This is a genomic window from Agromyces sp. SYSU T00194 (genome assembly GCF_040496035.1).
In the GTDB taxonomy this organism is placed as follows: Bacteria; Actinomycetota; Actinomycetes; order Actinomycetales; family Microbacteriaceae; genus Agromyces; species Agromyces chitinivorans.
Genome location: NZ_JBEPJZ010000001.1, coordinates 712,560 through 724,602, shown reverse-complemented (window position 1 = coordinate 724,602; position 12,043 = coordinate 712,560). Strand labels below are relative to the sequence as shown.

Here is a 12,043-nt window from a genome sequence, read left to right as displayed (position 1 = left end):
GGGTCGGCGCGGATGCGAGCATGGGGGCATGGACGTCCTGATCACGCCCGAGTCGCTCGCCGACGCGCTCGCCGGTGCCGCGCCGCCCGTGGTGCTCGACGTGCGCTGGAGCCTGGCCGAGCCCGACGGCCGGCCGGCGTACCGCGCGGGCCACGTGCCCGGCGCGGTGTTCGTCGACCTCGAGACCGAGCTCGCCCGTGCCGACCATGCGCCCGCCGACGGTCGCCACCCGCTGCCGGACGAGGACGCGTTCACGGCGTCGATGCGGCGCTGGGGCATCCGGCCGGGTGCGGCGGTGGTGGCCTACGACGACCTCGGCGGACAGTCCGCCGCGCGCGCCTGGTGGCTGCTGCGGCACGCGGGGGTGGCGGACGTGCGCCTGCTCGACGGCGGCCTCGCCGCCTGGACCGGGGCCGGGCTGCCACTGGAGCACGGCTGGGCCGAACCCGTGCCGGGCGACGCGACCGCGCGGTTCGGTCACCTGCCGGTCGTCGACATCGACGGGGCCGAGCGGATGCCCCGGGGCGGCGTGCTCCTCGACGCGCGAGCCGCCGAGCGCTACCGCGGTGAGGTGGAGCCCGTCGATCCGCTGGCGGGACACATTCCCGGCGCGGCATCCGCCCCCACCGCCGGGAACCTCGACGCCGACGGCCGCTTCCTGCCGGCCGCCGCGCTGCGCGACCGCTATGCGGCGCTCGGGGTCGAGCCCGGGCGCCCGGTGGCGGCGTACTGCGGCTCGGGCGTCACCGCGTCGCACGTGGTCGCGGCGCTCGCGATCGCCGGGTTCGACGCCGCCCTCTACCCCGGCTCATGGAGCCAGTGGGCGAACACGCCCGGCCGGCCCGTGGCGACCCGCGACGGCACCGGCGACCGGGCCTGAGGACTACCGGGGACGACGCCCCACGCCGATGAGGGTGCCGGCGTCGAGTCGGTCGATCCCGCGCTCGGCGAGCAGGTCGAGGTAGGCGGTGCGCACCTCATCGACCTTCCGGGGACCGAGGTCGCCGAACAGCGCCCGCATGCCGGTGCCGCGGGCGAGGCCCCAGGCGAGCTCGGGCGTGACCTCGAGGGTGCGCGGCACGGCGTCCGCGCGCACCTGCTCGAGGCCCAGGCCCCCCATCCACACCGCCAGGGCCCCGGGGTTGGACGCGGAGCGCATGACGGGCGAGACCTCGGTCGGGTCGACGTCGTCGAGCTGCGGCCGCAGCGGGCGCAGCGCGTCGACGAGCGCGACCGCGAGCGGCTCGATCGCGCCGGGCGCCCAGATCGTGAACGCGACCCGCCCGCCCGGCCGCGCGAGCCCGACCAGGTGCTCCGCCCCGGCGCGCGGGTCGTCGAAGAAGAACACGCCGAGCACGCACTGCACGAGGTCGTAGTCGCCCTCGGACCACTCGAGCGCGTCGCCCACGTGCGCGTGCAGCTGCGGCAGCGCCGACCCGGCGCGCTCGCGCAGCCGGTCGATCATCGCCTGCATGCGATCGACGGCGTCGACCCGGCCCTCCTCGCCGACGAGCTCGGCGGTCGGGATCGCGGAGGCCCCGTCGCCGCAGCACGCGTCGAGCACGCGCTCGCCCGGCTGCGGCCGCGACCGTGCGATCGTCGCGGCCGAGACCGGCTCCCACAGCTGTGCCCCGAGCACCCCGAAGTCGGCCGCCGCATCGGCGAACGCATCGGCGTACGCGGGCGTCGTCGCCACTTCCCCCATGCGCCCATTCTCACCCCGGGCGCACCGATTCAGGCAATTGAAAGCGTGAAGGGCCAGACTGGACGCACACCCACGACGAAACGAGACGCACCTCCATGCATCGCACCCTGCGCCGTGCCGCGCCCATCGCACTGCTCTCCGCATCCGCCCTGCTGCTCGCCGGGTGCGCCTCGACCCCGGACGAGCCCGACGCCACGACCGAGGCGGGCGCCTGCCTCGAGGTCGCCTCCGGCGCCGAGAGCGACTCGGTCGAGGTCTCGGGCGACTTCGGCGTGGAGCCGACCGCCACGTTCGACGTGCCGCTCGAGGCCGACGACCTGCAGCGCACCGTCGTCACGGAGGGCGACGGCGACGCCACGGAGGCCGGGGACGCCGTGACCGCGCAGATCAGCGTGTTCTCGGGCACCACCGGCGACCTCGCGTTCTCGCAGGAGGCCACGCTCACCGTCGCCGACGAGACCATCTTCCCGGCGTTCCTCGCCGGCATCGACTGCCTGCCCGTCGGCACCCGCACCGTGACCATCGCGCCGGCCGCCGAGCTGTTCGGCGACGAGGGCAACGCCGACATCGGCATCGCCGGCGGCGAGACCGTGGTCATCGTGTCCGACCTGGTCGACCGCATCGAGCCGGCCGTGCCGCAGGACTGGACCGAGGACGTGCCCGACGTCACCTTCGACGACGCCGGCCTGCCGACCGTCACGCTGCCCGACACCGACCCGTCCGACGACCTGCTCGTCGCCGTGCTCGAGGAGGGCGACGGTGCGGAGGTCGCCGGGGGCGACACCGTCACCGTGCAGTACCAGGGCATCAGCTGGGACACGGGCGAGATCTTCGACCAGAGCTACGGCGGCGACCCGATCAGCTTCAGCACCGCGGGCGTCATCGAGGGCTTCGGCGCGGCGCTCGTCGGCCAGACCGTCGGCACGCAGCTGATCGTCTCGATCCCGCCGCGCTACGCGTACGGCGAGGAGGGCGCGGGCCAGGAGCTCTCCGGCCAGACCCTCGTGTTCCTCATCGAGATCGAGGACACCGCGGCCGCCGCGGGCTGACCCGACGGCACATGCGCGAGAGCCGCCCATCCCGCAGGGGGTGGGCGGCTCTTCGCGTCGGGGTGTCGCGTGGGCGAGTCCGGCCGGGTCAGGCGGTGGCGTCCACGGACGCCTCGACCGGCGTGCGCTGCGGCGCGGGCCGCGCGAGTCCGCGCACGACGCCGGTGCGCTCGAGTCGGCCGGCGATGAGGCGCCCGAGCCAGGTGCCGGCGACGGCGCTCGCCACGAGCAGGGCGACGAAGACGACCTGCACCGCCGGCGCGAAGTCGATCACGCCGAGGCTGCGCAGCGACACCGTCGAGTAGAGCGCGGCGAACGCGCCCGCCCCGACGTAGAAGACCCACGGCCGCCAGTAGCGGTACAGGCTGAGCAGGAACGGGATCTCGAGCGCGACGCCGATCATGACGCACGTCACCACGGCCGAGAACCCGTACGGCGTGAACGGCACGTTGACGAGTCCCGCGATGAGCGCGGTGAGCACGCCCACGCCCGGGCGCCGCAGCAGCGCGAGCGCGATCACGAACGGCAGCAGGTAGAGGCCGACGCCGGCGGCGTACGCGAGCGGCACCACCTTCGCGAGCGCGGCGGCGGCGTTGTTCACCGGGATGAGCAGCAGGCCGCCGGCGGCGCCGATCGCGGCGCAGGTCATCAGCAGTCGGGTCGTGAAGCGCATGGGTCTCCTCGGGGGAATCGGGTCGGGGACGGGGACGGGGTCGGCGGTCGGACGGGCGGTGCGCCTCAGGCGGTGATCTCGGATCGGCTCGGCGTGAGCGTGCCGAGCCCCGACGAGATGCCCCACCAGTACAGGGCGACGGCGACCGCCCAGAACGCGAGCACGAACACGGTGTCGCGGGCGCGCCACGGCACGAGGTGGCGCTCGGTGCGGGTCGCGTGGGCGCCGAAGGCGCGGGCGTCCATGGCAAGGGCGACGCGCTCGGCGTGGCGGATGGCGCTCGCCAGCAGGGGCACGGCGTAGCCGACCGTGCGGCGCACGGCCGCGACCGGCCCGCGGCCGGCATCCGTGCCGCGCACCCGATGGGCCTGCCGGATCACCTCGAGCTCGTGCCCGAACCGCGGCACGAACCGGAAGGCCGCGAGCGCCGTGTAGCCGATGCGGTAGGGCACGCGCAGCTGCTGCACCATCGCACGCACGAGCTCGGGCCCGGTGGTCGTGAGGCCCGAGAGCAGTGCGAGCGCGAGCAGGCCCGCGATGCGCAGCGCCGTGGCGAGGCCGACCAGGTAGGCGGCGAGCGTGAACCGCCAGTCGCCGATCTCGAGCAGCACGACGGATGCCGCGGGCGAGGCCTGGTCCACCCGCGACGCGTCCACCCAGAGCCCGAAGCTCACACCCATGAGGGCGATCACGACGGGCAGGCCGACGAGCAGCGCGGCGACGAGGCGCCCGCCGAGGCGCGCGCCCACGAGCAGCAGCAGCACGACGAGCGCGATGAACGCGAGCGGAATGGCGATGCCGCGCGTGAAGATCAGCAGCAGCATCACGGGCAGCGGGGCGGCGACCTTCGCGAGCGGGTTCAGGTGGTGCAGGAACCGCCACGGGGGTGCGGGCGGCGGCGGCGCGAACGGGTCGAGGCGCACGCCCTCGCCGCGCCCGCGCCGGCCGGCGGTCGCGGTGCCGAGGCCGTCGTCGTGGCCCGGGGCCGCGCCCGGTGCGGCGGTGGCGCTCATCGCGTCGCCCCCGGTACCGCCACCGGGAGCTGGGCGATGCGGCTCACGCCGTGCCACTCCGGGTGTCGGGTCAGCGCCCGCGTCGCCCGAGCGAGCGGGGGGTGCCGCAGGCCGGCCTCGTCGATGAGGGGCCCCGCGAGCACGTCGCCCGTCGGTCCGTGCCCGATCACGCGGCCGTCGCGCATGACGGCGACGCGGGTGGCGTAGTCGGCGACGAGCTGCAGGTCGTGGGTGACGACGATCACGGTCGTGCCGGCGGCGTTCAGGTCGGCGAGCATGCCGAGCAGCTCGGCCGCCCGCTCGCGGTCCTGCCCGAAGGTCGGCTCGTCGAGCGCGAGCACCGGTGCGCCCGCGATGAGCGCGGTGCCCACCGAGAGGCGGCGCTTCTGCCCGCCGGAGAGCAGGAACGGATGCTGGTCGCGGAGGTCCGACAGGCCGAACCGCGCGAGCATCTCGTCGACCCGAGGCGCCCGCTCCGCCTCTGGCACGCCCTGCACGCGCAGGCCGTGGTCGAGCTCGTCTGCGACCGTGTGGGCGAGGAACTGGTGCTCGGGGTTCTGGAACACGAAGCCGATGCTGCGGGCGAGGGTGCGCGCGTCGGTGCGCGCCGGGTCGAGGCCGAGCACGTCGACGGCGCCCGCCGGCGGCACGACGACGCCCGCCAGCGCCTGCAGCAGCGACGTCTTGCCGGCGCCGTTCGTGCCGACGATCGCGAGGAACTCGCCGCGTTCGACGTCGAGCGACACGTCGCGCACGACCACCGGGCCGCGCCTGCCGCCGCGACGCACGTCGAGCCCGCGGGCGCGGATCGCCGGCCCCGGGGAGCCGGCGCGCAGGCGCACCTGCGGGCGCGGGTCGAGTGCGGAGGCGCGCACCGGCGCGGCATCCGTCATCGGCGCGGGCAGCTCGGGCACCGCGTCCAGCGCCGCGGCCAGCTCGGTCGGAGTGAGCGGCAGCGGGTCGATCGCCACGCCCGCGTCGACGAGGCGCAGCGCGGCGAGGGTCGACACCGGCAGCCACACGCCGTGGTCGAGCAGCTCCCGGGCGCGTCCGGCGAGCACCGTGCGCGCCGGGCCGTCGACCACGACGTGCCCCGCGCCGTCGAGCACCACGACCCGGTCGACCAGGTCGATGGCCTGGTCGAGGTTGTGCTCCACGAGCACGATCGCGTGGCGGTCGTCGCGGGCGAGCTCGCGCAGCACGGCGTACACCTCGTCGATGCCCGCCGGGTCGAGGTTCGCGGTCGGCTCGTCGAGCACGAGCACCGGGCTCGCCATCGCGAGCGCGCAGGCGATCGCGAGGCGCTGCCGTCCGCCGCCGGAGAGCCGGTCGGGGTTCTCGCTGCGGCGCTCCCAGAGCCCCACGCGACGCAGCGCCCGCTCGCCGCGGGCGAGCACCTCGTCGGCGGGGAGCAGCTGGTTCTCCGGACCGAAGCAGACCTCGTCGAGCAGCGTGCCGGTCACGACCTGGGCGTCGGGGTCCTGGAAGACCATCGCGACGTGCGCGCTGAGCTCGCCCACCGGATGCTCCGCCGTGTCGAGCCCCGCCACGCGCACCGTGCCCTCGAGGGTCGCCGGCACGGCGTGCGGCACGAGCCCGTCGAGCGCGAGGGCGAGCGTCGACTTGCCGCATCCGCTCGGCCCCAGCAGCAGCACGACCTCGCCCGGCGAGACGTCGAACGAGACGTGCTCCGGGGTGGGACGCGCGGCGCCGTCGTGCCGGATGGACACGCGGTCGAGGTGCAGCAGGGGCGTCTGTGTCATGGGCTCGCGTCGGTGGGGAGTGGGTTGCAGCTTAGGACAGCCTAACCTCGCTCGGCGGTGAACCCAACGGTGGATGCCCCCGACCGCGCACTCAGCGGGTGCACGGATGCCGCACAGCGGGAATGCACGTTCGCGACGCAGTGTTGTACCAGTGCTACGCGTGGAATCACCCGAGATCCGCGTAGTGAAGGGAGGGCACCATGGGCAAGACCTATGTCGAGTTCGAAGACGACCACGGCGTCACCCTGCGGTACCGCAAGCACGCGAACGGCCGCGGCCTCGTCGCTGCCGGCGCGAAGGTGGATGCGACGGCGTACGTGCACCCCACGGCATACGTCGACCCGGGCGCGAAGGTGCTGCGGAACGCCTCGATCGGTCCGGGCAGCTGGATCGACCACGACGCCGTCGTGGGCGAGCGCGTCAACATCGGCGCGAACGTGCACATCGGCCGCCGCACCGTCGTCGGCCACGGCGTCGACGTGGGAGCGCACGCGAAGGTGGGCGCCGACGTCAAGATCGCCAACGGTGCGCGCATCGACCGCGACGTGGTGGTGCCCGACGGCACGTCCGTCGACACCGCCGCGTGGGCGCGCGCGCACGGGCTGGCCGCCTGAGCGGCGCGACGCGAGCCTGACGGGCCCGGCGACCTGAGGGTCGCCGGGCCCCGTCGCGTCGGCGGGCCGGGCGCCTCGAACGGCGGCCCGGCTCGGTGCTGGGCCGGTCGTGCTGGGCCGGTCGTGCTGGGCCGGTCGTGCTGGGCCGGTCGTGCTCGGCGCTCAGCCGGTGGCGCTCAGCCGGCCGCGCTCAGCCGGTCGTGCTCGGCCCGATCGGCGGCAGCTCGAAGTCGCCGATACCCAGCACCTCGACGCGCACGGGGCCGCCCTTGGCCACGCCCTGCGGCGTCGGGATCTCGTGCGTGCGCAGCGTCAGGTCGGCCGTGCACGCGTCCCCGCCCGAGCGCTCGACCTCGATCTCGATGATCGACGGATCGGGCACGTCGATGCCGGTCGGCACGTACGGGCACGACGAGCTGCCGGGGATGGTCAGCGCGAGCCGCGCGCCGTCGTCGACCCAGGCGACGCCGGGCTCGAACTGCCCGGCAGGCGCGTCGGACGCCGCGGGCGTCGCGACCGCGTCCTCGGCCGGGCCGTCGTAGGTGCGCACGGCGACGGAGTGCGGGTCGCACGCGGTGAGCACCGCGACCAGCACGGCGGCGGCTGCGGCGGCCGCGGTCGGCCTGCCGGCCCGGTGGCGGCCCGCTCGTGCTCCCCGCATGTGCGATCCCCTCGCCTCGCTCGCCTTGCGTTCGATCGTACTGTCCCCGCCCCCGCCGGGGCGGTCGCTTCTCAGGAACCTCGGGGGTGCGGATGGCGGGGTGTGCAGCACATCGACGGTTCTGCGCACGGATGCTGCGTCAGCGGCCGCTGTCCGCAGCATCTCGCCGCCGGCCCGCCGGGCGTTCCTGAACAGCGACCGGCCCGCCGGCCGCGTTCGGCTCGGCGACCGGCCCCACGCGACGGTGCGACCCGGCGACGCGCCGGCGGGCGCGGGGCGGCTCGCCCCGCTCACGCGGGAGCGCCGAGCAGCTCGCCCGCGAGCAGCTCCAGGGTGCGTTCGCGGCCCGGCGCGGCATCCGCCGGCTCGTCGTCGTAGGCACCCGCCACCGGGGAGACCATCACCTCGTCGACGCCGTACCTCGCCGCCAGCCGTCGCACCTCGGCCGCCGCGTTCGCGGCCGCGCCGATCACCCAGCGCCGGCGCATGCCCGCGACGACCTCGTCGGTCATCGCGTCGCTCGCCGCGGCCGCCGCCTGCTCCACCGTCTCGAGCGCCTGCAGCGGCCGCCCCGTGCGGATGCGCGCCATGCCGCGCAGCTGCGGGAGCGCCCGCGCCATGGCCTCCTCGTCGGTCGAGGCCACCGCGGCGTTCAGCGTCAGGAAGGTGCGCGGCTCCGGGTGCGCCGCGCTGGGCCGGTACCCCGACCGGTACAGCTCGAGCGCCGCCTCGATGCCGTCGCCGGCGAAGTGGTACGCGAAGACGTAGGGGAGCCCGTGCTCGGCAGCGAGGCGCGCCGAGTAGTCGCTCGAGCCGAGCAGCCAGATCACGGGGGTTCCGGATGCCTCCGGCGTCGCGTGCACCGCGTACTCGCGTCCGCTCGACAGTCGCAGCGACGCGCCGTCGGGCTGCAGCAGCGCGGCGATGTCGGCCACGTGGTCGGGGAAGCGGTCGACATCGCTCGTCGTACCCGACATCCGCAGCAGCTGCGTGATGACCCCGTCGCTGCCCGGCGCACGCCCGAGGCCCAGGTCGATGCGCCCGGGGGCGAGCGCCTCGAGCGCCGCGAACTGCTCGGCGACGACGAGCGGCGCGTGGTTCGGGAGCATGACCCCGCCCGATCCGACGCGGATGCGCGCGGTGCGCGCGGCCGCCGCGGCGATGAGCACCGGAGGGGTGGTCGAGGCGACCGCGGGCATGTTGTGGTGCTCGGCGAACCAGTAGCGGGTGTAGCCGAGCCGGTCGGCGAGGGTCGCCAGGCCCATCGACGCGGTCACGGCCTGCGCACTGGTCTGGCCGGATCGCACCGGCACGAGGTCGAGTACGGAGAGGTTCAGCGGTGCATCCATCGCACGGCCCAACGCGGTCCGGGCGGGGCGTATTCCAGCCGTCCGCGCGCCCGGCGCCCGCGCACGGCGCCGGGTGCGCCCGCGCTCGGTGCCTTCCCTGATGCCGCCGACCGCCCGCGGGTGTGTGATGAGCGATGCGTGAGCAGCGCAGTCCGCTGCACCTGACATCGGATGCCCCGGGGGATCGCTTCCGCCACCGATCCCACGCGTCCCGCGTCGAAAGGACCACCCCTGTGAACACCCCCGTGCCCGGATCGCCGGCGACCGCGGCGCGCGGCGCGCAGCGCGACCACCGCGCCGAGCGCCTCGTCGACCTCGGGACCCGTCTGACCGGCACCCTCGCGGTGCCCGGCGATCCCGACTGGGATGCGGCGCGCCAGGCCTGGAACCTCGCCGCCGACCTGCATCCGGCAGCCGTCGTGCGCCCGTCCGTCGTCGCCGACGTCGTGTCCGTCGTCGACACGGCCCGCGAGCTCGGGCTGCGCGTGGCCCCGCAGTCGACGGGGCACAACGCGGGTCCGCTCGCCGAGCGCGACGACCTCGGCGACACGATCGTGGTGCGCACGTCGTCGCTCGACGACGTGCAGGTCGACCCGGTCGCCCGCGTCGCCCGGGTCGGCGGCGGCGCGACCTGGGGGAAGGTCGTGGCCGCAGCGGCCGAGCACGGACTCGCGGGGCTCGCCGGGTCGTCCCACGACGTGGGCGTGGTCGGGTACTCCCTCGGCGGCGGCGTGAGCTGGTTCGCGCGTTCGCACGGGCTCGCGGCGAACCACGTGCTCGCGGTCGAGCTGGTCACGCCCGACGGCGAGTTCCGCCGCGTGGACGCGGAGTCCGATCCGGAGCTGTTCTGGGCGCTGCGCGGCAGCGGCGGCGGCGGACTCGGCGTCGTCACCGCGCTCGAGTGCCGGCTCTTCCCGGTGACCGACGTGTTCGCGGGCATGCTGCTCTGGCCGGCGGACCGCGCCTCCGAGGTGTTCGCGGCATGGCGCGACCTGACGGCCGAGGCGCCGACGTCGGCGTCGACCGCGTGCCGCCTGATGCACTTCCCCGAGATGCCCGAGCTGCCGCCGTTCCTGTCGGGTCGATCGGTGGTCGTCGTCGACGGCGTCGTGCAGGAGCCCGCCGAGGCCGCGGCGCCGCTGCTCGACGGCCTGCGCGCCCTCGCCCCGGAGATCGACACGTTCGCGACGACACCCGTGCCCGAGCTGCTGCACCTGCACATGGACCCGCCCGGGCCGACGCCGGGGACCTCCGACGGCATCCTGCTGACCGAACTGCCCGACGCGGCGCTCGCCGAGGCGCTCGACGCGCTCGGCGATCGCGACCGCACGCGGCTCATGATCATCGAGCTGCGGCACGTGGGCGGCGCCATGCGCCCCGAGGCGGCGGCCGCCGTGGCCGATGGACCCACCGGGGTCGTCGCGGGGTTCGATGCCGAGTTCGTGTGCTTCGCCAACGGCCTGCCGTTCCCCGACGGGCCGGCGCCCGTGCGCGCGGCGCTCGATGCGCTGTTCGCACGCCTCGCGCCGTGGCGCGGTGAACTCGACTACCTCAACTTCGCCGAGACGAACCGCGCGCCCGAGCAGTTCTGGGGCGATGCGGCCGGACGCCTCGCGGCGGTGCGCGACCGCGTCGACGCCGGCGGCGTGATGCGCGCGGGGCACGAGATCGGCTGAGCCGGAGGCATCCGCTCGGCCCGAGCCCTCGTGGGGGGTGCGGTCAGCCCGTCGGCTCGGAGAGCAGGTGGAACACCGGCTCGCTGTCGAGCTCGGCCGGGCGCAGGCGATCGGGATGCGGCTCCTCGATGGGGACGCGGAGGTCGCCGCCGGAGGAGCGGATGATCACGGCGGTGGCGCGGGGGCTCTCGAACCAGTCGTCGACCGAGACGCGGGTGAGCACGCGCACGCGGTGGCCGGACGCGCGCTGCTCGCGCAGGGTGATCTCGAGCGCACCGGCGGACTCGGTCTCGTCGGCCACGAACGCGAACTCCCAGCCATCGGTCGGGCACACGCCCGATCCGGTCACGTGCACGAGTCGGCGCTCGCCGGTGTAGACGGCGTACGCGGCGAAGTCGGCCGCGTCGTACGTGCAGCGCTTGCGGAAGACCACCATGTACCGGACGGTAAGGCCCGGGCGGGGTGGGATGCATCAGGGCGGCCCCCGACCTTGGCCTCCGGGTGGCACCGGCGTGCGCGGCGACGTGCGTAGGCTCGACCCCATGCGATTCGGGATGTTCGTTCCTCAGGGCTGGCGGCACGATCTGGTCGGCATCGAGCCGGCTCGGCAGTGGGAGGTGATGCAGGGCCTCGCACGGTACGCCGACGGCGGCGCGTGGGAGTCGATCTGGGTCTACGACCACTTCCACACCGTGCCCGTGCCGAGCGCCGAGGCGACGCACGAGGCGTGGACGCTCATGTCGGCCTTCGCCGCGGTCACCGACCGGGTGCGCCTCGGCCAGATGTGCACCTGCATGGGCTACCGCAACCCGGTGTACCTCGCGAAGGTCGCCGCCACGGTCGACATCGTGTCGGGCGGCCGCACCGAGATGGGCATCGGTGCCGGGTGGTACGAGCACGAGTGGGAGGCGTACGGCTACGGGTTCCCGCCGGTGCGCGAACGGCTCGGGATGCTGCGCGAGGGCGTCGAGCTCATGCGCCAGGCGTGGACGACGGGCGAGGCCAGCCTCGACGGCGAGTACTACCGGGTGTCGGGCGCCCTGGTGCATCCGCAGCCCCTGCAGCCCGGCGGCATCCCGCTCTGGATCGCGGGCGGCGGCGAGAAGGTGACGCTCCGCATCGCGGCGCGGTACGCGCAGTACACGAACTTCGGCAACGGCGACCCCGACGACTTCGGCCGCCGCAGCGAGGTGTTGCGCGCGCACGCCGAGGCGGTCGGCACCGACTTCGACGCCATCGTGCGCAGCACGAACTACAACACCGTCATCGGCGAGACCGAGGCGGAGGTCGCCGAGCGGCTGGCGGCGATCGAGGCGCGTGCGGCGTCGGCGATGCCCGCGGACGCGGTCGAGCGGTACATGGCCGCCTACCGCGGCGAGCACGCGTTCGGAGTGGGCACGGTCGAGCAGTGGGTCGAGCGCCTGCACGACATGCGCGAGCGCGGCCTCGGGTACTCGATCCACTACTTCCCGGAGGCGGCCCACGACCGGTCGGGGCTGGAGCTGTTCGAGCGCGAGGTCATCCCCGCGCTCGCCTGACC

The 12,043-nt window shown here is 75.1% G+C and carries 12 protein-coding genes; 5 read left to right on the top strand and 7 right to left on the bottom strand.

Annotated elements, in window-relative coordinates; all coding sequences use genetic code 11:
- Positions 1–28: 28 nt before the first annotated feature.
- On the top strand, positions 29–880 hold the full coding sequence (locus tag ABZK10_RS03330; RefSeq protein ID WP_353807769.1) for a sulfurtransferase: 852 nt from the start codon (positions 29–31) through the stop codon (positions 878–880).
- Between the two features lie 3 nt (positions 881–883).
- Here the strand turns inward: ABZK10_RS03330 and ABZK10_RS03325 are convergent, their stop codons facing one another.
- Positions 884–1,705, bottom strand: a complete 822-nt coding sequence (locus ABZK10_RS03325) for a class I SAM-dependent methyltransferase (protein WP_353807768.1) — start codon at positions 1,703–1,705, stop codon at positions 884–886.
- 95 nt (positions 1,706–1,800) lie between these two features.
- On the opposite strand from ABZK10_RS03325, the gene ABZK10_RS03320 reads away from it, so the two are divergent.
- Positions 1,801–2,754, top strand: coding sequence for an FKBP-type peptidyl-prolyl cis-trans isomerase (locus tag ABZK10_RS03320; protein WP_353807767.1), 954 nt, complete (start codon positions 1,801–1,803; stop codon positions 2,752–2,754).
- Between the two features lie 88 nt (positions 2,755–2,842).
- Here the strand turns inward: ABZK10_RS03320 and ABZK10_RS03315 are convergent, their stop codons facing one another.
- The 3 genes from ABZK10_RS03315 to ABZK10_RS03305 all read right to left on the bottom strand — a co-directional run bounded on the left by ABZK10_RS03315 (position 2,843) and on the right by ABZK10_RS03305 (position 6,203).
- Positions 2,843–3,427 (bottom strand): ECF transporter S component, encoded by a 585-nt coding sequence (locus tag ABZK10_RS03315; RefSeq protein WP_353807766.1) that lies wholly within the window; start codon positions 3,425–3,427, stop codon positions 2,843–2,845.
- A 65-nt stretch (positions 3,428–3,492) separates the two neighbouring features.
- A complete protein-coding gene (locus tag ABZK10_RS03310) occupies positions 3,493–4,440 on the bottom strand; it encodes an energy-coupling factor transporter transmembrane component T family protein (protein WP_353807765.1) in 948 nt (315 codons plus the stop codon).
- Positions 4,437–6,203 (bottom strand): ABC transporter ATP-binding protein, encoded by a 1,767-nt coding sequence (locus ABZK10_RS03305; protein WP_353807764.1) that lies wholly within the window; start codon positions 6,201–6,203, stop codon positions 4,437–4,439. Before ABZK10_RS03305 ends, ABZK10_RS03310 begins: the two co-directional genes overlap by 4 nt.
- A gap of 200 nt (positions 6,204–6,403) precedes the next feature.
- Here ABZK10_RS03305 and ABZK10_RS03300 point away from each other — a divergent pair, with 200 nt between their 5' ends.
- Positions 6,404–6,817, top strand: a complete 414-nt coding sequence (locus tag ABZK10_RS03300) for a transferase (protein ID WP_353807763.1) — start codon at positions 6,404–6,406, stop codon at positions 6,815–6,817.
- A 190-nt stretch (positions 6,818–7,007) separates the two neighbouring features.
- On the opposite strand, the gene ABZK10_RS03295 is transcribed toward ABZK10_RS03300, so the two are convergent.
- Positions 7,008–7,478, bottom strand: coding sequence for a hypothetical protein (locus tag ABZK10_RS03295; protein ID WP_353807762.1), 471 nt, complete (start codon positions 7,476–7,478; stop codon positions 7,008–7,010).
- Between the two features lie 290 nt (positions 7,479–7,768).
- On the bottom strand, positions 7,769–8,827 hold the full coding sequence (locus tag ABZK10_RS03290; RefSeq protein ID WP_353807761.1) for an LLM class flavin-dependent oxidoreductase: 1,059 nt from the start codon (positions 8,825–8,827) through the stop codon (positions 7,769–7,771).
- A gap of 233 nt (positions 8,828–9,060) precedes the next feature.
- Between ABZK10_RS03290 and ABZK10_RS03285 the strand changes: the two genes are divergently transcribed.
- Positions 9,061–10,503, top strand: a complete 1,443-nt coding sequence (locus ABZK10_RS03285) for an FAD-binding oxidoreductase (protein WP_353807760.1) — start codon at positions 9,061–9,063, stop codon at positions 10,501–10,503.
- A gap of 43 nt (positions 10,504–10,546) precedes the next feature.
- On the opposite strand, the gene ABZK10_RS03280 is transcribed toward ABZK10_RS03285, so the two are convergent.
- Positions 10,547–10,939, bottom strand: a complete 393-nt coding sequence (locus ABZK10_RS03280) for a hypothetical protein (RefSeq protein WP_353807759.1) — start codon at positions 10,937–10,939, stop codon at positions 10,547–10,549.
- A 106-nt stretch (positions 10,940–11,045) separates the two neighbouring features.
- Here ABZK10_RS03280 and ABZK10_RS03275 point away from each other — a divergent pair, with 106 nt between their 5' ends.
- Positions 11,046–12,041, top strand: a complete 996-nt coding sequence (locus tag ABZK10_RS03275) for an LLM class F420-dependent oxidoreductase (RefSeq protein ID WP_353807758.1) — start codon at positions 11,046–11,048, stop codon at positions 12,039–12,041.
- Positions 12,042–12,043: the final 2 nt, after the last annotated feature.

Excerpts from the sequence above, each read along its gene's own strand:
- ABZK10_RS03280 (WP_353807759.1), bottom strand. The coding sequence starts at position 10,939 with ATGGTGGTCTTCCGCAAGCGCTGCACGTACGACGCGGCCGACTTCGCC.
- ABZK10_RS03330 (WP_353807769.1), top strand. The coding sequence starts at position 29 with ATGGACGTCCTGATCACGCCCGAGTCGCTCGCCGACGCGCTCGCCGGT.
- ABZK10_RS03300 (WP_353807763.1), top strand. The coding sequence starts at position 6,404 with ATGGGCAAGACCTATGTCGAGTTCGAAGACGACCACGGCGTCACCCTG.
- ABZK10_RS03310 (WP_353807765.1), bottom strand. The coding sequence starts at position 4,440 with ATGAGCGCCACCGCCGCACCGGGCGCGGCCCCGGGCCACGACGACGGC.
- ABZK10_RS03290 (WP_353807761.1), bottom strand. The coding sequence starts at position 8,827 with ATGGATGCACCGCTGAACCTCTCCGTACTCGACCTCGTGCCGGTGCGA.
- ABZK10_RS03325 (WP_353807768.1), bottom strand. The coding sequence starts at position 1,705 with ATGGGGGAAGTGGCGACGACGCCCGCGTACGCCGATGCGTTCGCCGAT.
- ABZK10_RS03275 (WP_353807758.1), top strand. The coding sequence starts at position 11,046 with ATGCGATTCGGGATGTTCGTTCCTCAGGGCTGGCGGCACGATCTGGTC.
- ABZK10_RS03320 (WP_353807767.1), top strand. The coding sequence starts at position 1,801 with ATGCATCGCACCCTGCGCCGTGCCGCGCCCATCGCACTGCTCTCCGCA.
- ABZK10_RS03305 (WP_353807764.1), bottom strand. The coding sequence starts at position 6,203 with ATGACACAGACGCCCCTGCTGCACCTCGACCGCGTGTCCATCCGGCAC.
- ABZK10_RS03315 (WP_353807766.1), bottom strand. The coding sequence starts at position 3,427 with ATGCGCTTCACGACCCGACTGCTGATGACCTGCGCCGCGATCGGCGCC.
- ABZK10_RS03295 (WP_353807762.1), bottom strand. The coding sequence starts at position 7,478 with ATGCGGGGAGCACGAGCGGGCCGCCACCGGGCCGGCAGGCCGACCGCG.